The organism is Phyllobacterium trifolii (genome assembly GCF_014192095.1).
Classification (GTDB): domain Bacteria; phylum Pseudomonadota; class Alphaproteobacteria; order Rhizobiales; family Rhizobiaceae; genus Phyllobacterium; species Phyllobacterium trifolii.
On record NZ_JACHXN010000021.1, the window covers coordinates 23,451 to 44,554 of the forward strand.

General features: G+C 53.9%; 17 protein-coding genes and 2 pseudogenes. 11 read left to right on the top strand and 8 right to left on the bottom strand.

Annotation, left to right across the window (positions count from 1 at the left end; genetic code table 11):
- Positions 1-28 precede the first annotated feature (28 nt).
- On the top strand, positions 29-349 hold the full coding sequence (locus FHS21_RS24150; protein ID WP_112529781.1) for a PepSY domain-containing protein: 321 nt from the start codon (positions 29-31) through the stop codon (positions 347-349).
- A gap of 27 nt (positions 350-376) precedes the next feature.
- Positions 377-976: a general stress protein gene (locus FHS21_RS24155; protein ID WP_183664514.1), complete on the top strand. Its 600-nt coding sequence runs from the start codon at positions 377-379 to the stop codon at positions 974-976.
- 598 nt (positions 977-1,574) lie between these two features.
- Here FHS21_RS24155 and FHS21_RS24160 read toward each other — a convergent pair.
- Positions 1,575-2,330 (bottom strand): SDR family NAD(P)-dependent oxidoreductase, encoded by a 756-nt coding sequence (locus FHS21_RS24160; RefSeq protein ID WP_112529785.1) that lies wholly within the window; start codon positions 2,328-2,330, stop codon positions 1,575-1,577.
- A gap of 201 nt (positions 2,331-2,531) precedes the next feature.
- Here FHS21_RS24160 and FHS21_RS24165 point away from each other — a divergent pair, with 201 nt between their 5' ends.
- On the top strand, positions 2,532-3,413 hold the full coding sequence (locus tag FHS21_RS24165) for an AraC family transcriptional regulator (RefSeq protein ID WP_183664517.1): 882 nt from the start codon (positions 2,532-2,534) through the stop codon (positions 3,411-3,413).
- 44 nt (positions 3,414-3,457) lie between these two features.
- Here the strand turns inward: FHS21_RS24165 and FHS21_RS31650 are convergent.
- Positions 3,458-3,693: pseudogene (locus FHS21_RS31650) on the bottom strand (transposase family protein); the annotation flags it as partial.
- A 199-nt stretch (positions 3,694-3,892) separates the two neighbouring features.
- A pseudogene (locus tag FHS21_RS31655) lies at positions 3,893-4,652 on the bottom strand (IS5 family transposase).
- An 83-nt stretch (positions 4,653-4,735) separates the two neighbouring features.
- Here FHS21_RS31655 and FHS21_RS24180 point away from each other — a divergent pair.
- Positions 4,736-5,206 (top strand): YciE/YciF ferroxidase family protein, encoded by a 471-nt coding sequence (locus FHS21_RS24180; RefSeq protein ID WP_112529789.1) that lies wholly within the window; start codon positions 4,736-4,738, stop codon positions 5,204-5,206.
- Positions 5,207-5,217: 11 nt separating this feature from the next.
- On the opposite strand, the gene FHS21_RS24185 is transcribed toward FHS21_RS24180, so the two are convergent.
- Positions 5,218-5,817 carry a hypothetical protein gene (locus FHS21_RS24185; RefSeq protein ID WP_183664519.1) on the bottom strand — a complete coding sequence of 200 codons (600 nt, stop codon included), beginning with the start codon at positions 5,815-5,817 and terminating at the stop codon, positions 5,218-5,220.
- 342 nt (positions 5,818-6,159) lie between these two features.
- On the bottom strand, positions 6,160-6,528 hold the full coding sequence (locus FHS21_RS24190) for a hypothetical protein (protein WP_183664521.1): 369 nt from the start codon (positions 6,526-6,528) through the stop codon (positions 6,160-6,162).
- A gap of 516 nt (positions 6,529-7,044) precedes the next feature.
- Here FHS21_RS24190 and FHS21_RS24195 point away from each other — a divergent pair.
- Positions 7,045-7,611 (top strand): pyridoxamine 5'-phosphate oxidase family protein, encoded by a 567-nt coding sequence (locus FHS21_RS24195; protein ID WP_312879925.1) that lies wholly within the window; start codon positions 7,045-7,047, stop codon positions 7,609-7,611.
- An 801-nt stretch (positions 7,612-8,412) separates the two neighbouring features.
- Positions 8,413-9,516: a YihY/virulence factor BrkB family protein gene (locus tag FHS21_RS24200; RefSeq protein WP_183664523.1), complete on the top strand. Its 1,104-nt coding sequence runs from the start codon at positions 8,413-8,415 to the stop codon at positions 9,514-9,516.
- Positions 9,517-9,730: 214 nt separating this feature from the next.
- On the opposite strand, the gene FHS21_RS24205 is transcribed toward FHS21_RS24200, so the two are convergent.
- Entirely contained in the window at positions 9,731-10,570 is an 840-nt protein-coding gene (locus FHS21_RS24205; protein WP_112529803.1) for a phytanoyl-CoA dioxygenase family protein, read from the bottom strand.
- Between the two features lie 196 nt (positions 10,571-10,766).
- Positions 10,767-10,970, bottom strand: coding sequence for a hypothetical protein (locus FHS21_RS24210; RefSeq protein WP_183664525.1), 204 nt, complete (start codon positions 10,968-10,970; stop codon positions 10,767-10,769).
- A gap of 702 nt (positions 10,971-11,672) precedes the next feature.
- Here FHS21_RS24210 and FHS21_RS24215 point away from each other — a divergent pair.
- The 5 genes from FHS21_RS24215 (at position 11,673) to katE (ending at position 20,000) form a co-directional block, all read left to right on the top strand.
- Positions 11,673-12,299 carry a hypothetical protein gene (locus FHS21_RS24215; RefSeq protein WP_112529805.1) on the top strand — a complete coding sequence of 209 codons (627 nt, stop codon included), beginning with the start codon at positions 11,673-11,675 and terminating at the stop codon, positions 12,297-12,299.
- Positions 12,300-12,809: 510 nt separating this feature from the next.
- Positions 12,810-15,155, top strand: a complete 2,346-nt coding sequence (gene glf / locus FHS21_RS24220; protein WP_376772201.1) for a UDP-galactopyranose mutase — start codon at positions 12,810-12,812, stop codon at positions 15,153-15,155.
- A 63-nt stretch (positions 15,156-15,218) separates the two neighbouring features.
- Positions 15,219-16,385, top strand: a complete 1,167-nt coding sequence (locus FHS21_RS24225) for a glycoside hydrolase family 1 protein (RefSeq protein WP_376772202.1) — start codon at positions 15,219-15,221, stop codon at positions 16,383-16,385.
- Positions 16,386-17,350: 965 nt separating this feature from the next.
- Positions 17,351-17,845 carry a YciE/YciF ferroxidase family protein gene (locus tag FHS21_RS24235; RefSeq protein ID WP_183664529.1) on the top strand — a complete coding sequence of 165 codons (495 nt, stop codon included), beginning with the start codon at positions 17,351-17,353 and terminating at the stop codon, positions 17,843-17,845.
- A gap of 43 nt (positions 17,846-17,888) precedes the next feature.
- A complete protein-coding gene (katE, locus tag FHS21_RS24240) occupies positions 17,889-20,000 on the top strand; it encodes a catalase (RefSeq protein ID WP_112529813.1) in 2,112 nt (703 codons plus the stop codon).
- A gap of 431 nt (positions 20,001-20,431) precedes the next feature.
- On the opposite strand, the gene FHS21_RS24245 is transcribed toward katE, so the two are convergent.
- Entirely contained in the window at positions 20,432-20,764 is a 333-nt protein-coding gene (locus tag FHS21_RS24245; RefSeq protein WP_183664531.1) for a hypothetical protein, read from the bottom strand.
- Positions 20,765-21,104 lie beyond the last annotated feature (340 nt).

Below are 21,104 nucleotides of genomic sequence, written 5' to 3' on the forward strand. Positions count from 1 at the left end.
ATCGATCATCGGTCAATAAGGAGGCACCATGAAACGTATAGCAATCACGCTCGGCGTTCTCTCGATTCTTTCTGCGGCGCATGCCCAAGAGGCAACAAAGCCTGCAACGGACTCGCAAACACCAGCAGTCGCGACACCGGATACCAAAAATCCGGCGGCTCCAGTTGCAGGGGCTAACAGTTTTACCGAGTCTCAGGCCAAGGAACGCATCGAAGCCAAGGGTTATTCTGGCGTCGGTACTTTGACGAAAGGTGAAGATGGCGTCTGGACCGGCCCTGCGATGAAAGATGGCAAGTCAGTCGAGGTAAAACTCGATTTTCAAGGCAACATTGTCGAAGCCGCCAAATAACTCAGCTAGCGATAATCAGGAGGTACTATGCAAACTGTAACAGGACTATATGATAATCACGGTGATGCCAAAACCGCCGTCAGCGCACTTGAGGACGCAGGGATTTCTCCGTCCAATATCAGCATCGTGGGTCGTAACGGCAAAGCTGGTGAATCCAATGCAGGCGAGGGTGCTGCAACCGGGGCTGGCGTCGGTGCCGTCGTAGGCGGCGCAGGCGGCCTGCTAACGGGCCTCGGCATGCTAGCGATCCCAGGTGTTGGTCCAGTCGTTGCCGCAGGCTGGCTTGTCGCCACGGCCACGGGTGCCGTTGCGGGCGCTGTCGCTGGCGGTGCTGCAGGAGGCATCATCGGTTCAATGACGAGCGCAGGCGTCGATGAAAACGATGCTCACGTTTACGCAGAAGGCGTCCGCAGAGGCGGCACGTTGGTTTCTGCGCGAGTAGAGGATGATCAGGTCGAACTTGCGCGCTCGATCATCAACGACAAAGTTCCGGTCGATCTCAATACGCGGCGCGCGATGTATCGAGAGGAAGGTTGGCAGGGCTTTGATGAAACTAGCGCTGATCTTACCGAAGAGGAATTGATGCGGGAGCGCGAACGAGCCCGAGACTACCGTCCGATGGCCTAAACTACGGCGGCAGTATACGGTAGGGAGCGCCTCTTGCGCTTCCTATCAGCCGTGTTGAGACGCTCAGATTGTTTGACGGCGCTATCGAATAGCGTGATGTGGCGGTTATCGCTACTGATGGTGGCAGCCGGCAACTCCAAAGCCAAATGATATTCTCCTAGGCCGTGTTGACAAAGTGGTGTCGGGCGCATCTTCCAAATGGGTCTATAAGAAACTGTTGCTTATACGGAATTTAAAAACTATTCGTTTTGCATAATCGAGACGAGTGGCTTACCAGAGAGGCTTGTATGTCGGCGCTGTCCTCTCCTTCGCCGCGTTTATAGCTGCCATTGATTGGTGGCATCGGCGATATCAAAAATTCAAAGCTACACCGGGCGGAGAACGATTCGTCCGCAACGTCAGACGGGTCCGCCTCGTTCTCACACTTTGCATGACTGGGGCGGGCCTCTGGTGGCTCTGGGACGTAATCGAACTGTAGGACCTGAGCCAGCGGGATAAGTCTTATAATTTTCCCTTTTGCCGCTGTGCAGCCCGATAACTCGACTTATCGGGCCGGCACTTACAGGAAATGAGTTGCCTTGGACGACAAGTGGTCAGGTCAAATCACCTGACCACCTGATACCTCGATCCGCTGCGCGGTAACCCATCGATTGTCATGACCTAACAGGCCTGCAACCATCGGCCCGATATCGTCTGGCACCCCCACTCGGCCAAGTGCCGTCATACCTGCGAATTGGGCGTTTACGTCGGCATTGTCCCGGACAAGTCCGCCACCGAAATCGGTCTCTATAGCCCCTGGAGCGACGGTGTTTACCGTGATTCCGCGACTGCCCAACTCACGAGCCATATAAACGGTCAGAATCTCAATCGCTCCTTTCGCGGCGGCATATGCAGAAAAACCTGGATAAGAGACCCGGGTCAAGCCGGAGGAGAAGTTCACGATCCGCCCCCCATCGACGATAAGAGGCAAAAGAGTCTGTACGAGGAAGAAGACTCCTTTGACATGGACATCGAATAGCCCATCGAACTGGCTCTCGGTGGTCTCGCCGATCATGGCGAATTCGCCATGGCCAGCGTTGTTGATCAGATGATCGAACGTGTCGCGGTCCCAGGTCTGTAGCAGCGCTGCGCGCAAGGTTTCCGCAAAGACGGGGAAGCTGTCGATTCTGGCGATGTCGAGTTGTAGCGCGATGGCCCTGCGACCTAGAGCCTCGATCTCGGCCACCACTTCACGGGCCTGAACGTCGTTGCCGCGATAGGTAATGATTACGTCCCCGCCAAGTCTGGCGATGCTGACGGCCGTGTTTCGTCCGAGGCCGCGGTTTGCGCCTGTTACGAGAGAGATGCTGGTCATAGTAGTTTCCTTTCATCAAAAGTGATGTCGGGAAGATGGAGTAAATGCTGCGTCTCGTGTTGCCCGTTCCTCGCGCTACTTTGCCTGATCCTACAAATGTAGCGTTGGTCATACTCGTTGTCGTGCGGAAAACGTCGAATAACCTCGCCTGATCCCAGATATCTCCTTGCCTGAAGCTACGACAAGTTCCATTCTTATGGCATGACAGGAAACCTGCTGGATCTTGTGCGGCGATACGCCGACGCTCGTGCCGACCATTTCGGCGCTGCCCCGACTCCCATTCCCGGGATGGCCGCGATACGCGCGATTCAGACAGACGAATTGCAAGTCGCTGTCAACAAACCGCTGGTGGCCATACTGCTGCAAGGCAGGAAACGCGTTTCGATGGGGGCCGACAGTTTCGAATTCGGGCCAGGCGAGTCGCTGTTGATCTCGGCAGACGTTCCCACGGTCAGCCAGATCATACAGGCAAGCCCCGCTGCGCCGTATTATTCGCTGGTGCTTGAACTCGACCCAGCCTTGGTGCGAGAGCTTTCAGTCGAGATCGCGGCCATTCCCGATGGGGACGACAGCCCCGTGCGGATCGAACCAACAGATGAAGATGTTTCCGATGCGGCACTGCGCTTGATGCGGCTTTTGGACCGACCCGCAGCGCTGCCAGTACTGGGAAAACAACTTCTTCGCGAAATCCATTTCTGGCTGCTGACAGGTAAGCATGGCACGGCAATTCGCCGTCTCGGCATCACTGACAGCCACGCACAACGCATCGCGCGCGCCGTCTCAATGATCAGACAGTATTATGCCAGACCCATACGCGTAGAAGAGTTAGCTGCTGCGGCGGGCATGAGTACCTCATCGTTCCACCAACATTTTCGCGAAATCACCACTCTATCGCCATTGCAGTTCCAAAAGCACTTGCGCCTGATCGAGGCGCGCAGACGGATGCTGGCAGATGGCATGAGCACAAGCTCAGCGGCGTTTGCCGTTGGTTACGAAAGCGTACAGCAGTTCACCCGCGAATATGGCCGTTTGTTTGGTAGCCCCCCAGCGCGCGACATGCGGCATACAGAGATGAGCGCGTAGGATTGGCGTGTAAGAAGCGGCAGCGGCAAGAGGTCAGATAGGTCGTGCATCACGGTGCCGGCAATCAACGATGTCTGGCGGCCGCAAGCTGAACATTCCCACAGCCACGGCCGCGACTCGAGACGCCATCCCTTCCTTTGGGTGCAACGCGGGCATTTGAATCCCTCTGGCCAGCGTTTCTTGAACAGATACTTGCGCGGTCGTCCGAGAAGTCAGCCATGAACTTCTGGAACGAGGGAGGTCGGTCGTGCCTCCAGCGCGTAGGGAATAGACCCTTCATGGCGCGCCAAATACCGGAGGAGGAGAGGCTTCGCGCCTGACATCCAAATAGGTTACAACCTGAGCAACCGGGATAAGCGTTATAATAAACCCAATGTTTCGAAAATATACATATATTCCAACCGTCTTATGCTGCTGATGATCCTACTTATAGCTATAATGACGGCAAGAACATTGAATACAGTTTATGGGGACGGGAGTTAGCGTAGCATTACAGAATATGGGAGCCAAATCTTTGCGCCGGTTGGGGCAAGGAAAGCGCCGAACGAGCACTTGGTTTTATCGTATCGAGTAGCCACCCGGCGCAACTGCTTGAGCCTGTTGAACATGCGCTCGATACGGTTTCGGTCCTTGTAGGCTCTGAAATCGCAGACGGGCGGATTTTTCCGATTGGCCTTTGGAGGAATGACAGGGCAAATGCCTTGGATGAGCAGTTTCTCGCGCACCGCATCTGCATCATAGCCCTTGTCGGCGAGGAACAGCTTGGGTCTGTTGACTGCCATTGCCAGCAGATCGGGAACCGCGGTGTAATCCGAGACTTGTCCGCCCGTCAGGACAAAGCCAAGAGGGCGGCCCTGACCGTCTGTGCGGGCGTGGATTTTGTACGTAAAGCCGCCGCGTGATCGACCAAAAGCCTCATGAGTCCCCCTTTAGCACCAGCAGCCTGTGAATGGCCCCGGACTGTAGTGCTGTCGATCATATGCTGCCAGTCGTCGGCCGCCCCAAGTTCGACAAGGGGTCTCGAGCAATGCTTCCCAGACGCCTTGCTCTGCCCAGCGCCGGAAGCGGACATAGAACAGAGTTCCACTTGCCATAGCGTTCATGCATGTCGCGCCAAGGGCAACCAATGCGCAAGACATGCAGGATGCCGTTCAAAAAACGGCGATTGTCCAGAGCTGGACGGGACTTTCTTCCACGCTCAGCAGGCAGAAGCGTTTCAACAATCCGCCACTCGGCCAGATAATGGACAAACTATTTGAAGCCGGAACGATAAATGTAACTGCGAGTTGTTGAGGTGCAGATATCAATTGGAGCACCAAACTATGAAAACACTCGCCGAGTTATTTGAGCACACTCTCAAAGATGTTTATTACGCCGAGAATGCTATCGCAAAGGCGCTCCCAAAAGTATCCAGCGCGGTAAAAAACGCAGCGCTTAAAAAGAGTTTAGATGAGCACCTTGCAGAAACAAAGGGCCAGATCAAAACCTTGGAAAAGGTTTTCAAGAGCATTGGCGTAAAGGCCGAGGGGGAGAAATGTGATGCCATGGATGGTCTCCTGAAAGAGACGGACGGTGTTCTTGCGGAAGCTCAGGGCGTTGCCTTGGACGCTGGTGCATTGGCTGCCTGCCAGGCCCTGGAACATTATGAAATTGCCCGTTATGGTTCTCTGCGCGAATGGGCAAAGGTTCTTGGAAATGAACAGGCTCATGTTCTCCTGAGCGAGATTCTCGACCAGGAAAAGGCAGCCAACAACAAACTCACCAATTTGGCCGTAACCGCGATCAATAAGTAGGTGTGCACCCCCTAAGGGCCTTTACCTGCATTTGTTAGAATTCGCGCACGGGCGAGAAGCTGCTCCAGGATATCCACTGCCTTGGTTGCTTGTTCCGGCGAGATCGGTGGGGCAGGCGACACGCTTTTGCGTTGTATGCGGATATGCCGGAAATCTCCCAAGGTCTTTGCAGCACCGGGAGCGACGGTTTCAAGCTGTGCAATCATTGCAGCCAGCTGCGATATGTCAACCTTGTGCTGGGCGTTGGGAATAACTTTGATCCCGGCATGGTTGGCTACCGCGAGGCTTACTTGGCGCACGCCTTCAACGGCCAGCAGGAAGCGGGATTGCGTGGTCGTAACATGTCGAGCGTCCGTTAAATATGCCTCGGCGTCGGCCAGGCGCTGGTGAATGACAGCTTCATCGCGCCGCGTGATTTTGACCGCGCCAACTTTAACGAGGTTTTGAATGTTTGTTTCCCACGTCATCTTGATCGCTTGATGGCTACTCCAGTTCCGGTACGTCGCCGGATTGAAACAGAATCGTCGGAGGACCATAGCCTCCCACTTCAGGCTGTGCGTCGCGAGCCCACGCCAAACGCCAGCGCATTTTATCGCGAGATAGCGCGCCATTCGAGTGGCATCCCAAGTTGGCATATGTGAGAGGACCGGACGGCGTTATCCTGGTTTCTCCAGCAGCGTCACATAAAACAATCGAAAGGATAGGCTTATGAAGTGGACTGGAGGTGCTGCGCGTTGGTAGGCAATGCCGTCGCTGCTGAGGTCCAGCAACAATGCCGGATTATTCCAAAACGCCGGAAGAATTGTCGGCAGTCTAGGCAACGGGTGGTCGGGGAGAATCCGGCAACGCCGAGGTAGAGGTCGTAACGATTCTCGTTGAGGCTGGCCGAGACTGATCCTCGCGCAACTTCGGGGCGGCACGCACCCTCCTGTACCGTTTGCTGGATCCAACTCTCAGTCTTGCGCAACCGCAAATGCCTCGCCCGGTTCGAGAAACCTTCCGCGCACCAGCGTCCGCTCGACCTCAACCGTGACAGAATCCCCCGATAATGCCGGTGCCGGCGTACCCTGTGCCGCTGCGCAAATCGCATTGGTTATCCTTTGAAACCCGTCCCGGCCCACGGTAATGCCTGGTACCAAGTTTCTGAGACTTGAAGGCTCCGCGGCCCATCCGCACTCGTCATATACCGAGTTCCGGAGAGAGTTGACCGCGACATTGCTGTCGACAAAGGAACTGCCTTGAGTATCCGGGATCGTGTCAGGGGTCGTGCATGAGGTCGAAGCGGCGAGGGCAGCGGCAAGTGCATAGCAAGTTGATCTCATAGCATCCCTTGATCGGTCGTTATCTGAGTGCTTTTAATGGTTATCACCTTTGCAGACGAGTTGCGACCGCACGTCAGTGCGATGACAAGGACCCTTGCTCGACAGGAGTCACTCGCCTTTATCAGAATTCATGCGCATTGGCGACAAGCGGTTTCCCGATACAGATCCGCCCGCGTCTGCGGCAGGGCGGATAAACCACGCTTGCGCTTGGATGCCAATGTCTGGTTGATCTGCATGGTCCCGCGTTCGAAGGCGAGGGCGCAGCCTGTCAGATACAAAAGCCAGAGTGTTAGAGCTTTCTGACAAGTTTGCCAAAATTCGTTACAGCCGGCAAAGTTTCGTATCAGTTCGCCACAAATAGGCCGAAAACGTCCAGGCTCCAGGCTACCCTATCTAACATTAGCATTCGCGAGATTTGGATCGCGACCTCCCCCAGATCGAAATCGCTCAATTTTAGCGATCAGTTGGGTTTGGGAGATATGTAGTTCTATCAGCGACGGACGCCAGGACCGGGGTGTGCCCATCTTATCAGCTCAAACGGCAGGAACTTTTGTCCACCGGGACAGTTTACAATCCGATTTCAGAAAGGATCGGAAGATGACAACCCCTCAAGAACTGCAGCAAAAATTTTGGGAAACGCTAAAATCCGACATGACAATGATGTTGGGCCTGGTGGGGGTGGAAGAGAGCCACACGCGACCTATGACGGCCCAGATAGAGGGAGATCATGGGCCCATCTTCTTCTTTACCTCAACTGAAAGCTCGCTTGTCCAAAACCTTGGGGAAAACAGCCGGGCCGTAGCAACCTTCGCCGCAAAAGGCCACGATCTTTTTGCTTCCGTTCATGGATCGGTTGCTGTCCACAACGATCGCGCCACAATCGATCGACTGTGGAACGCCTTTGTGGCGGCGTGGTACGAGCACGGAAAAGACGATCCTAAACTTGTTCTGCTCCGCTTCGAGGCGGACCGCGCTGAAATATGGTTGAACGGATCGAGTATTCTGGCAGGTATCAAAGTGCTTATCGGAGTAGATCCGAAAGCAGACTATAAGAAAGATGTGGCCGAAGTCACTTTGAACTGATGCCTCAGACGTGTCATTCTCGTTTCGACGCGTAAAGCTTCCGGCATCCTATCGACATCAGACAGCTGTCGATAGAGGTCGTCCAGCATATCATCAACGACATCCAACTTTTCGCCCGCGACGTAAAAATTTCCTGTGAGGCCCCGCGAAGCTTGGAGTCCGAGACCGACTCCAATATCAGATCGAGCCCGTCGTAGCGATGACGGGCATGAGCAAGCGCATCCTTGATGTCGATTATGTGCTTGCGAAAACGGATCCTTAATCGATCTCCGTGATCTCCATTTTGTTTGTCTGTATTTCAGCAGATACTCACCCTGTACGAAACATCGTTAGAGCAAGGTCCAGGGCAGCACTACCGGCACGCAACGGTGTTCCCGACAAACCTCAAGCACACAATCATGTCGTAGACGTTCTCGACAGTCGCGTCACCGGAAACCCGCCCCTGAGCTTCAACGTTTCGAGCCGCGTGTCGACCTGATCGGGAATGGTGATCGCGGGCGGAATGTCCGTCTGGTATTCCTGGGCAAAGGCCCTAGATGAACGACCAAAAACCCGAGAACAAAGACCAATCGCCTTGAGCTTTCTCTAACTCCGTCGAGCGCCCACCCATGGCCTGTCGATCCTCGAAAGCTTGAATGATGGCAACGTAGCGCGCGAGCCGGTTACCGTTAGGCTCACGTAAAAAATGGGCTTCGTGGGCGTTTTCACGCTCGTTTCATTGAAACCTTGCATTGCGGGTAACCAACCGTTTTCCATAGCGGTTATCTCCTCAACTGCCCGGATGGCAAACGAGGAATTGATATGAAGCGGATCGCATTCGCGCTTTACGCGTTGGCGTTGTTAACGGCACTGCGCGTCCTCCAACACCAGACAGCACCCGTATCGATCACGCTCCGACGGAATACGGGTGGGTCTTACTCAATCGACAAAGCGGCGGGCCAGCAGGAGGAGCCGCTTGGGCCTGCGAGGGGTCGCGAGGCGGAGTCCCCAGGCGAAATTCCGGCACGTGGATGGAAGGATGTTCTCTTCAGGGTCTACCATTCCTTGGAACAAGATCGGGTCATGCTGATAGCTGCTGGTTCGACCTTCTATCTGCTGCTGGCGCTGTTTCCCGCACTTACGGCCTTCGTGTCTCTTTATGGTTTTCTGGCGGATCGCGCCACGGTTGCCGGCAACATATCGTTGCTTGCGGGAGTTCTGCCGAACGATGCCCTTGACCTGATCCAAGCTCAGCTTGAGGCCTTGGCAACCCAGGATGTGAAAGCGCTCAGCGTCGGGTTTGTGCTGGGACTGTTGGTGGCCCTGTGGAGCGCAAACAACGGTTTCAAGGCCATATTCGAAGCTCTAAACGTCGCATATGGGGAAGACGAAAGCCGCGGTTTCTTGAGGTTGAACCTGATTTCATTCCTTTTTACATCCGGTGGCCTGTTCTTCGGGATTGTCCTCATTACCGTTCTGGGAGCCATCCCCGCGCTGTTGGCGTCACTTGGACTAACCGGCTGGAGCGAGGCCCTGATCAACATAGCCAGATGGCCGGTCATGGCGGTAATTGCCGCTCTTGCTGTCTCTGTCCTTTATCGGTTCGGCCCCGACCGCGAATACGCAAAGTGGCGCTGGCTCTCTTTCGGAGCTATCTTCTCCGCTTTGGTGTGGATCATTGCCTCCGCCGCTTTCACGTTCTATCTCGCCAACTTTGCAGATTACAACGCAACCTACGGGACCTTGGGCGCGGTCGTCGGCCTGATGATGTGGACCTGGATCTCGTTGATAATCCTGATCCTCGGAGCGGAACTCAACGCAGAACTCGAGCAGCAGACTGCGAAGGACAGCACCACCGGAGCACCCCGTCCCATGGGAGAGCGGGGAGCGGTGGTTGCAGACACCCTCGGCGAGTTGACAGATTAGGTAAAATCGACCGTGCTATTGATTTTCCCCTAGACGGTTCCGAGGTTTACGTCTCCGGCACGTAGTTCGAGATCCGGCGAAAGCTTTTGAGGCGCAACAGGTGTCGGAGGCACCCAAGACTGGAACGACGTCAAGTACTCCATCTACAATCAATTCCAGCCAATACCAGCCTTACCGACGTAAGCAATATGCCGATATAGTTCAACTCAGCAGATTATTCAGGATCCGCACCCATGACCAATCCTTCGATGTCGTGCTTTTGAATCACAGGTTCCAACGTATCTACCACACGACATACCAAATGCTCTTTCACTAAATCGGGTAAGGCATCGAAATAGGTTTGTGTCACCATCAGGTCATGCAGCTCCGCGTGTCCTGCTCCAGGAGCATCGACCCCTAGCACCAGCACCGGGCGAGCAATCGGTGATGCATGCTCTGTACCCCTATGCACGGTCAGCGCCGAACGGCACGAAATATCACCGAGTTGGGGAAACTTGCGAACGGCTTTGCTCTGAAACTCCGGCCAGCTTTCCTTGGGTGGAAACATTTCATGCTTCCAGTCTCGACCATCAACGTATTGAGTGCCAGGCGCGACTTCAAACGGCCCCATGTCCTCGGTGACATCCACGCCGGTCAAGTTAAAAGCCAAGGATGTGATGCGCCGATCAGCATAGGTTTCTGCCGGCGAAGGGAAATCTCTGTGCCAGGGCTGATATTTGGCACCTTGGAACGGAACATCAAAACCGATCTCGACAATTTGGTAGTCCTTTCCAAGGGTCCTTTCACACATCCCCACAACCCACGGGTGCGTAACAAGATCAACAAATCCTCCAAACTCCTCAGGATGGATTTCTACATACCAGCGCCGCGGGCCGCGTCCTACTGCTCCGCCTGGCTGCTGAATCGCCGACCAAAAAGCGGTCATCATATCTTCGCGCATCGATTCAGCCCATTCACGCGGAAACGCTGATTTCTTACCAACGATTCCATCCGTCGTTAGCGTCCGTAGATCGCGGTAAAGTTCGTCAGCCAGCGATTGATCAACGCTGCTCATATGACCTCGCACAGTTTATTATTATCAATATGGATGGTTATAATTATAAGTCAATTGAGCTGAGCATTGTTCAAGCAAGTCCATTTGCAATTTTGCCGATCGATGGCGTCTGATGGCATCAGCTACCGCGCGGCTGGAGCAAAGATTAACGGGAAGGAAGGGCCATGCGCAAACGACGTTTAAGACGTGGAGCCAGCTATTGTTTGGTCAAGCCGAGTTCGGCGCAACAAGCAATAAACTGATCCGGGGTCATTGGGCCGTGTCCGTGAACTTCTACCTTGAGGACTAAATGCCCGCTCATCGCTGCAAGGGCATCCTTGGCATTGCTGAACGTTTTGACGGTACTTGTTAGTATTTCATCCGGGATGAATATGCGTACTTTTGCGTCAGGGTTGAACATCACGAGGGTCCTGGGTGAATAAGTAACAGAATAACATTAAATCATAATGGGCGCGATCACAGCCCATGCGGCCTCGTGAAACCAAACTGAATTCGGGCCAGCTCAAGCGCAGTGAATCCTAGCATGGAATTCGTCCTGTGTTTGTATCGATCCGTCCCGGCCGCGAACGATAGCAATAAAGGCGACGCAGCCGTTTTTATAAAACCATCCACAGCGTATCGAAGCTACTATCGCTACGGAAATTTGACCACCAATAAATTGGCGATGGCAAGCTGCTCAATCGCAACAAAAATCGGCCGGCGCAGAAGCGGCTCAACACGAAATCAATGAACAAACTCATACGACAGCCACGATCAGCAACTGCGCTTCTTGGGTGCAAGAATCTTCTTTGGAGCAGTTTTTCGCCGCCCGACCAGACGAGCCGATGGGCGGTGGCTCTGCTTTACGCCGTGGGCGTGGCGGGCACCCAATCCACCCATCTCGAAGGCAAATTTGGGTGATCATGCCACTGAACATTCCGCCTTGGGCAGTTATGTGGCTCGGGACAGTCCAGGAAAGTCTCCAATGTTGCGGCTCTGGGAACCATTTGAGAAGCCGTTTGTTAGCAGCGCAAGACCGACTTTCGGAACGTGCCGTTGCGTTTATACGTCACATCCAGAACGGCGGCCATGAGAGTGAGATCAAACAATCGGAGGCTGCAAAATGTCCAGTTATAACGAAGTCTCAAGCGCGGATCATGACCCAAGTGCTTCCAATACATTGACGGCGTTTTACGAAGATCGCGAAATGGCGGAACGAGCCATATTGCGGTTGGTGGATGCCGGAATCGATCACGATAAAGTTCGTCTTGTCGAAGGCGACGACACCCTGGATCCCAATGCAACGTCCGACGAGCGCCGTATGGGCTTTTGGGAATCTATTGGCGATTTCTTTTTTCCCGCCGAGGACAGGGACGCGTACTTCGAGGGCGTTCGCCGCGGCGGGTTTTTGGTCACAGTCACGGATGTGAGCGGCGAACTGGCCGACAAAGCCCTTGACATTCTCGATGACGAGGGCAGCGTCGACATCGACGAAAGAGCCCAGTCGTGGCGTTCGGAAGGCTGGTCGCCAACAGCGTCGGAAGACTTGCCCCCGTCGCAGTACGACCGAACCGGCGATCCGCAGGTTTCTACCGTGGAGGGTGTCGCGAGTTCATCAGGTGACGAAGCAGGGGAAGACATCGACCGACCGATGTCTGATACCGAGGATGAAGAAGTAAAACGCGTAGCCACGCGCGACATGAGCACTGGACGCAAACGAGCTCGATCCTACACAATAAAGCGCCGTTGAAGCAGCGTCGCAACAGCGCAAGAGCTTCACATCGTCCAAATGGCGATGCGGCGCAGGGGGCATTTGTAAGACGGAGAGTTGGAGATAGCTCGACGATTTTTAGCACGTGATCCACGCAGCGCCGGAAGTTCGAGGCAGGATGGAGAAAGCTATGGGTGGGCGCTTGCCTTAAGCGCAAAAATCTGCCTCCGCATATCCGAAGTAGAATGTTCTCTATGTCCACCGATAACAGGTCGAGCTTCGCGAGTCCGAGCCAAAAACGGGCCCATTAGACCGCATGATAGCGCGCCCAATCGGTGGCGTCTTCCGCGTGACCGAACTCGATAGGAACGAGCTTCCCATTGTCCGCTCGGCTGGTCGGCCTCATCATGGGCCTGACGCAGAACCGCTCGACACTATATCCAAATCGTACGGGCTAAATTATTGTGCGGTATGGTACACTTAGCCCTGTTTAAGGAACCTAGTTGGTAGCCAGCGGTTCGAAGGACAAACCTACCATTAGGAGTCCTGATGAACATACGCGAGAACGCCACTATATTTCAGCACAACAGCGTCGACGAGCACGGCCCAATCATATGTTTTTCTCACCTCAGATGGGACTTTGTCTATCAACGCCCCCAGCATCTCATGGAGCGGTTTGCAATCAATAGGCAAGTATTCTTCTTTGAAGAAATGATCCGCACCGATCACCACGCGGCCTACCTCGAATTCCACGCGTTTAAGGGGTCCGGTGTCAAATGCATCCGCCCCCGCATTCCCCATTCATTTTCCGATACCCGCACCCGGGATGCGTTGGAGGAACTCGTGCGCCAATTGATTGACTTGAGCGGGGGCAAAAATCCAACCTTCTGGTTTTACACGCCGATGATGTACGATTTTGCAGGGGGGATCGACGCTGAACTGGTGATTTATGACTGCATGGACGAATTGGCGAATTTTCTAGGCGCGCCGGCGCGTCTGCATTCTTTGGAAACTGAATTAATAAGAAGGGCAGATGTCGTATTCACAGGTGGATACAGTCTGTTCGAAGCAAAGCGGCTTCTCCACGATAACATCCATCCTTTTCCTTCTGGCGTTGACATCGAGCACTTTCGCATTGCCCGCAGCGGACGTTCTCAACCTGCTGGCGCAACAACCATGGGCCGTCCTACCTTGGGTTACTATGGAGTTATCGACGAACGCCTGGATTTGGCGTTGATCGCGGCGACGGCGGCGGCTCGACCGGAATGGTCTGTTGTCTTGATTGGGCCAGTTGTGAAAATCTCCCGAAGTGATTTGCCGCGTGCCCCCAATATCCACTACGTTGGCCAGGTCCCCTATGCGGACCTTCCCGCCCATCTCGCCGGGTGGGACGTGGCGATCATGCCGTTTGCATTGAACGACGCGACGCGTTTCATAAGCCCAACAAAAACGCCTGAGTACCTTGCCGCGGGGCGACCCGTAGTCTCGACGCCAATCAAGGATGTGGTTCGTCATTATGGTGGAGTCAAAGGCGTATTCATCGCCGAAGATAGTCAGGAATTTATCGAGCTCTGTGAGAGGGCGCTTTTACTCAAAAAGTCGGATGGTCCTTGGTTGGCGGGGGTTGATGAAGTCCTCGCGTCCTGTACCTGGGATGAAACTTTCAACCGTATGAACGCGCATCTCGATGCCGCAATGGTTCGCAGAGCGCAATCTGGACAAGATCATTCCCATTCGCCGCTCAGTCATCGCAACAGTTCCGGGAAGCGGTACGACTATCTCATTGTCGGCGCTGGCTTTGCCGGCTCGGTGCTGGCGGAGCGACTGGCCTCTGATGGTGGAAAACGCGTGCTGCTTTGCGATCGTCGCCCTCATATAGGTGGCAATGCTTACGATTTCCACGATGCTAGTGGCATCCTTGTCCACAAATACGGCCCGCACATATTTCATACTAACAGCGACGCAATTTTTTCTTATCTTTCCAGGTTTACCGCTTGGCGTTCTTACGAACATCGCGTTCTTGCGGATGTGGCGGGAACCCTGCTTCCGATCCCGATCAATCGCACCACGCTCAATGGACTTTATGGACTTGACCTTCGCAATGACGTACAAGCCGCGGCTTTTCTGGCCAGTCGCGCGGAAAACCTGGAGGCGATCATTTCGTCAAAAGATGTCGTTGTCGCCACTGTCGGTAGTGACCTTTATCGTGCTTTTTTCGAGGGATACACCCGCAAGCAGTGGGGTCTCGACCCCTCCGAGCTCGATAAATCCGTCACTGCGCGGATTCCGACACGCACAGACACTGACGACCGTTATTTTCAGGACAGTATCCAGGCCATGCCCCTCCATGGCTATACGCGAATGTTTGAAAATATTCTTGACCATGACAATATAGATATCCTGCTGGAGGCAGAGTTTTCTGATGTGCGTAAAGACTATAAGGCAGCTCATACGATTTTTACCGGGCCAATCGATGAATATTACGGTTACAGGTTTGGAGCGCTGCCCTATCGAAGCTTGCAGTTTCAACATGAAACGCACGATAAGCGACGCGTCCAACCTGTGGGCGTGATAAACTATCCATCAGAAGAAATTCCGTATACCCGGATTACAGAGTACAAACACCTTACCGGACAAGTTCACCCGAAAACCAGCGTGAGCTATGAGTTTGCTTGCGCAGAGGGAGACCCTTACTATCCGATCCCGCGTCCGGAAAATCAGGCCCTTTTCAAGCGGTACGAGCAACTTGCCAATGCAAGTCCCAATGTCACTTTCGTCGGGCGTCTTGGCACGTATAAATACTATAATATGGATCAGGTTGTCGGCCAAGCCTTGGCTACCTATCGCCGCTTGCAGGCTGTCACGAGCGATGAGAAAGTGGCTTCTCGATCATGAGCGGGTGTCTCAAAACTTTTTCAGCAAACGCTGACCAGCTCGCATTGACGCTTGGGAGAAGGATTGTTTCTTGAAAATACTGAGCCCAACGCAGCGGATATGATGTCGCCCGCAGGTCTATTCCAGTCCTTCTTTCAAGGCGGGTTTGAATGCTCCACCCACCAATTGACCTCTGGACGCCGCCTCGACATACTCGCTTCGACGAAACACGATATTTCTACACTAGCTGATTATTCGCAATTGAATGAGCATTCCATATCGACGGTTCGTGATGGTATTCGCTGGCATTTGATCGACCGTGGCACCGGGAAGTACAACTGGGATAGTTTCCTCCCGATGCTGCAAGCCGCCCGGGAGGCTGGAACCCAAGTCATTTGGGACCTGTTGCATTACGGTTGGCCGAGCGGCCTCGATATCTGGAAACCGGAATTCGTGACGCGATTTGCATTATTCGCCGCTGCGGCTGCCAAAACAGTAAAGGAATATAGTGACGATATCCCGTTTTATGCTCCGATAAACGAAATTTCCTTCATGGCGTGGGGCGGCGGCGACGTTGCCTATTTAAATCCATTTGCCCACGACCGAGGTTTAGAACTGAAGGTCCAACTGGTGCGATCGTCGATTGCAGCTATGAATGCCATTCTCGACATCGATCCTCGCGCCCGTTTTGTCCATTGCGATCCGATCATCAACGTCGTGGTGGACCCGGCTCGGCCATGGGAACGTGATGCTGCAGAAGGTCACCGCCGGGCACAGTTCGAAGCCTGGGACATGATATGTGGGACCAGTTGGCCCCAACTTGGCGGCCAGCAAAGCTTTCTCGATATCATTGGGGTGAATTACTATCGACACAATCAGTGGGTTTTCGAAGGCGGCGCTCTCAGCTCAGACGATCCGCGATACAGACCCTTGAATTCAATGTTGCTGGATACATTCACCCGGTATGGAAAGCCGATTTTTATAGCAGAGACCGGGATCGAGGACGAAGCGCGGCCGGCATGGTTACGACATGTCTGCTCGGAAGCCCGCATTGCTATGTCTGCTGGTGTGCCGTTGGAAGGTATTTGCCTTTATCCTATCCTTGACCATCTTGGCTGGGATGATGATCGCATGTGCCGAAATGGTCTTCTGTCAACCCTTCCGGATAACGGCCGCCGCGAGGAGTATGTTCCTCTCGCCGAGGAGTTGAGACGCCAAAACCGTCTATTCGACCAAATTCGATGCATTTGAGAAATGCCGAGGGGGACTTCAGGTGAGGCACGGCCACCATCGCGCCTTGGCACCGAGAGCATCAATACGAGAAGCAACAACCGTCCCGTAACAAGGAGCAGATCGTAGTAGTGCTGCATATCTGAAACCACCAACGTCGCACCCTTGATTGGTACCGAGAAAACGCAAAAAGACCGCGGAACAATTCCCTGTGACTGAAGTTTGTGGGGTAGTCGGAAGCATTGACACCTTACCGACAGAGGCCCGTCGCAGCCCTGTCTCCCCTGACTGTAACGTGGCGGGCCTCGCTGGTTGGTGGCTTGGTGAAAGTTGGAGGAAAATTATGGCTGACGATAAGTCAATACGAAGATCGACAGACCGCGAGAGTCGCCGCTGGTGAGAAGGATGAAGTCGATTATCTCAAGTCCCTCATGCTCAACGAGACGCCGAGAAGTTGATAGCTAAGTACGATGGCAACAGGAAGAAAATAGAGGCAGACCTCGTCGTAAAACCGTTGCCCATCTCTAAATGATGTTTCGGCTTAACTGCGGGGGACGACGTTGGTCGACGAAGCGGAAAATTTGTTGTGGCAAATCCCAGTCACTGTCCGATCGGACGGCGGTGAATGCAACATTGAGGATCCACTAGAAGCCTTGTTCTTGATGCTTAACCACTGGCCTGACAAAGGCGGGCCGGAGTACGAAGATGCGATGGCAATTTGGTTATTCGTCACTTGAGCTGCCTCCGATGCTCGAACATTCGCGCGCCCCATTCCGTGCCGCTGCTCGGGAGGCAATGATACTGCTGAACCAGGTGTTGTCTCACCGCGAGCTGGATGGGCGAAATCGGTCACGGCCAGGTTTATTTTAAATGCATTTAAGAGGCCCCGGTCGCTCAACACCTGAAAATCACGCTAAATCAAGACGACAGGGGAACATCTTCGGCGGCGGCAAGTTAGGTTTGCACTATTGACAAGGAGCATCCTCATGCAAATCAGAACTGTCGAAGACCTCTTCTATGATGGTTTGAAAGATATTTACTATGGTGAGAACAAGATCGTTGCCGCTCTGCCAAAAATGACGGCCGTGGCGAAGGCGGCAAGTCTCAAGGGCACTTTCGAAAAACATCTCGAACAGACCAGGACACATATCCAACGTTTGGAACAAGTGTTCGATGCCTTGGGGAAACCGGCAAAGGGCAAGACTTGCCCTGCCATAGATGCCATCATCGAAGAGGGCGAGCAAATCATCGCGGAGTATGCGGATAGTCCGGCACTTGACCTTGGTTTGATCGCCGGTGCCCAAGCGGTCGAGCATTACGAGATCGTCAAATACAAAGCACTCAAGAAGCTGGCAACGTCGCTGGGGCTAACTGATGCCGTCGACCTGTTCGATGCCACCTTGCAGGAAGAAATGCAGACCGACGCCGATCTCGACGCCATCTCCGATGCTGCTGGAGGAGGCAAAAACAAGAAAAGATAATCCACTTGGATCACCCATGCACTCTCCCTAAGAGGACTAGACCATGTCTGAAACACCAAAAAAACTTACTGATGAAGCAACAATGCACGATCAGAAATTACGCCGCGGCAATGGTGGCGAACTGCATCAGGTTGCTGAAGGCACCACACCCATATTAACGACCGCTCAGGGCGGTCCAGTTGCAGATGATCAAAACTCCTTGAAGATTGGCGCAAGGGGCCCTACGGTTCTTGAGGATTTCCATTTTCGCGAGAAAATATTTCACTTCGACCACGAACGAATTCCGGAACGGGTTGTGCATGCTCGTGGGTACGGAGCCCATGGTTTCTTCGAGACTTACGAATCTCTTGCAAAATATACGCGGGCGGATCTGTTTCAAAAAGCCGGCCAGAGAACCCCGGCATTTGTGCGGTTTTCAACAGTTGCCGGAAACAAAGGCTCGTTCGATCTGGCACGGGACGTGAGAGGATTTGCCGTCAAGCTCTACACTCAGGAGGGGAACTGGGACCTCGTCGGCAACAATATCCCGGTCTTTTTCATTCAGGACGCCATAAAGTTTCCAGACATAATCCATGCTGTCAAACAGGAGCCTGACCGGGCTTTTCCGCAGGCACAATCGGCACATGACAACTTCTGGGACTTCATCAGCCTGACCCCGGAAAGCATGCACATGATCATGTGGGTCATGTCGGATCGGGCCATCCCGCGCTCGTTTCGTTTCATGGAAGGTTTCGGTGTTCACACATTTCGCTTCGTCAACAATCAGGACGAATCCACCTTCGTGAAATTCCACTGGAAGCCGAAACTGGGCCTCCAATCAGTCGGGTGGAATGAAGCTGTCAAGATCAATGGCGCTGACCCGGATTTCCATCGCCGCGACCTTTGGGAATCGATCAAATCAGGCGCATTTCCCGAATGGGAATTGCAGGTGCAATTGTTCGATCAAGAATTCGCCGACAATTTCGACTTCGACATCCTGGACGCAACCAAGATCATCCCCGAAGAAATCCTGCCGCCGATCCCTGTTGGACGGCTTGTTCTTGACCGCATGCCCGACAACTTCTTTGCCGAGACGGAACAGGTCGCGTTCATGACCCAAAACGTACCACCGGGTATCGACTTTTCAAACGATCCACTGCTTCAGGGGCGTAACTTCTCATATCTCGACACGCAGCTGAAACGGCTCGGAGGACCCAATTTCACCCATATCCCCATCAATGCCCCCAAATGTCCGTTCGCCAATTTCCAGCAAGATGGACATATGGCCATGCGCAACCCTATCGGCCGGGTGAACTACCAGCCTAACTCATGGGGAGAAGGTCCGAGAGAATCGCCGGACAAGGGCTTCCGGGCATTTGCCGATGCTGAATCTGGTCAAAAAGTTCGGCTGCGGGCTGAATCCTTTGCAGATCATTACAGTCAGGCCCGCCAGTTTTACATCTCCCAGACGTTGCCGGAACAAAAGCATATCGCGGCAGCACTGACGTTTGAGCTCAGTAAAGTCAAAACGCCGGTTATTCGTGAACGCGTCGTTTCGCATCTTTTGAACATTGACGATACCTTGGCGGGGAAAGTCGCTCGAGGGCTAGGCCTGAAAGAATTGCCGTCGCCGGCTGACGCCGCTGTTCCTACAAGGCACGACCTTGCTCCATCACCCGCACTCAGCATAATCAAGAAAGGTCCGCAACGCTTTGAGGGCAGGAAGCTCGGCATTTTGTTGACGGATGGGTTTGATGCCAAGCTGGTTCTAACACTTCAAAAGGCCTTGCTCGCAGAGAAAGCGACTTTCGAGATTATTACTCCGACAATTGGCGGCGCTCAAGCGTCAGACGGCTCGTTCGTCGAAGGTCACCAGATGATCGATGGTGGTCCTTCCGTGCTTTATGATGCAGTTGCCGTTTTACCCTCGGAAAGCGGCATGATTGACCTGCTGAAAGAGTCGACGGCGCGGGATTTTGTGGCGGACGCTTTTGCTCACTGTAAGTTCATTGCCTACACCGCCGCTGCCCTACCGTTATTTGAAAAGGCCGGCATTTTCGAAGGTCTCGATGAGGGCGTTATCCTGCTAGCTGCGCCAAAGGATGTTGCCTCGTTTATCGAACTTCTCGGAAATTTGCGAATTTGGTCGCGTGAACCTAACGTCAAAATGAAATGAGGAAAAGGGCCCTGTCTATCGGGCCCTTCTTCTTGAATATGAAGTCGAATGGTCCAACGACGTGCAGCCATATCGGCTGAGAAATCAGCCGCCATATTTTTATCAGGCAGTTCCGTCATGGCTGGCGTCAAGTCCTTTAGACTCGAGCGAACCCGCATAATGCGGCCGGCGCTCAGGGTTCCGTCGTCAGCGAGCCTCCTTCGATCAGCCCTGCAGAACTGGTTCTTTGTTCGCAACGTCCAAACCGTAGTTTCCTCCACGATACGTCGGGCACGACACAAAGTGTTGCGCTTGCCCATGCCGCCACCAAGCGTGGCGGCACGCCTGGCGTTGTCAGCGATTTGCGATGATTGCGATAAATATAATGGGACGATTTTCGGTCGCCGCTTGTTGTCTTTAAAAATACTTTGGCCATAACCAGTGGCCAGAGTTTATTTTCCAGTGGGGCCGAGCGTCATCAAGCCGACGGCCAGGATCGCAAGAACGATACCTGCCGTCTGGACCGTAGAAAGACGTTCGCCGAAAACTGTCAACGCAATGACATTGACCGCGAGAAGTTGAATGACAGCTGACAAACTAAACGCCGACGCCATTCCAAAGTCGCGGACCAATCGCAGCATGATGAGATTTCCCAAAGAATAAAGGGCAAGGGTGACTATCAGCTTTCCCGACGTGGGAGAAAGCGCCCAACTTTTCGCAGTAGTTGCGGCCAGTAAAAAAGCAATGGTGGAAGCGATGAGCTGGCAGGCACCCAAAACAGTCAAAAAAACCTCCGATAGACCGCGTAAGCTAATTGCCCGGTCGACGTTTTGGGCTCGACCACGCGCTTTGCAAGCTGCGAAACTGACCAGAGTTTATCGGTGCCGCTGTCATTTGCAATTTGAAGAACCCATATGGGGACTAGCATACGGCATGGCGATCCGCGGGCGACATGTCTTCGGCCAAACGGTCGTTGCCCTGGGCTGTGGCCGCGGCTCTTCGCAGGTAGCAACCGATGTTTGGAGACGACTGTTTTGGCGACGAGCGGCCGACGCGGGGCGAGGCAACGCCGCCCGATCTGTAGATTGGCAGCGTCCGTGAGTACCCCGTGGGTTCCGCGAACGC

Coding starts and splice junctions, on each gene's coding strand:
- FHS21_RS24150 (WP_112529781.1), top strand. CDS start 29: ATGAAACGTATAGCAATCACGCTCGGCGTTCTCTCGATTCTTTCTGCG.
- FHS21_RS24155 (WP_183664514.1), top strand. CDS start 377: ATGCAAACTGTAACAGGACTATATGATAATCACGGTGATGCCAAAACC.
- FHS21_RS24160 (WP_112529785.1), bottom strand. CDS start 2,330: ATGACCAGCATCTCTCTCGTAACAGGCGCAAACCGCGGCCTCGGACGA.
- FHS21_RS24165 (WP_183664517.1), top strand. CDS start 2,532: ATGACAGGAAACCTGCTGGATCTTGTGCGGCGATACGCCGACGCTCGT.
- FHS21_RS24180 (WP_112529789.1), top strand. CDS start 4,736: ATGAAAACACTCGCCGAGTTATTTGAGCACACTCTCAAAGATGTTTAT.
- FHS21_RS24185 (WP_183664519.1), bottom strand. CDS start 5,817: ATGGCGCGCTATCTCGCGATAAAATGCGCTGGCGTTTGGCGTGGGCTC.
- FHS21_RS24190 (WP_183664521.1), bottom strand. CDS start 6,528: ATGAGATCAACTTGCTATGCACTTGCCGCTGCCCTCGCCGCTTCGACC.
- FHS21_RS24200 (WP_183664523.1), top strand. CDS start 8,413: ATGAAGCGGATCGCATTCGCGCTTTACGCGTTGGCGTTGTTAACGGCA.
- FHS21_RS24205 (WP_112529803.1), bottom strand. CDS start 10,570: ATGAGCAGCGTTGATCAATCGCTGGCTGACGAACTTTACCGCGATCTA.
- FHS21_RS24210 (WP_183664525.1), bottom strand. CDS start 10,970: ATGTTCAACCCTGACGCAAAAGTACGCATATTCATCCCGGATGAAATA.
- FHS21_RS24215 (WP_112529805.1), top strand. CDS start 11,673: ATGTCCAGTTATAACGAAGTCTCAAGCGCGGATCATGACCCAAGTGCT.
- glf (WP_376772201.1), top strand. CDS start 12,810: ATGAACATACGCGAGAACGCCACTATATTTCAGCACAACAGCGTCGAC.
- FHS21_RS24235 (WP_183664529.1), top strand. CDS start 17,351: ATGCAAATCAGAACTGTCGAAGACCTCTTCTATGATGGTTTGAAAGAT.
- katE (WP_112529813.1), top strand. CDS start 17,889: ATGTCTGAAACACCAAAAAAACTTACTGATGAAGCAACAATGCACGAT.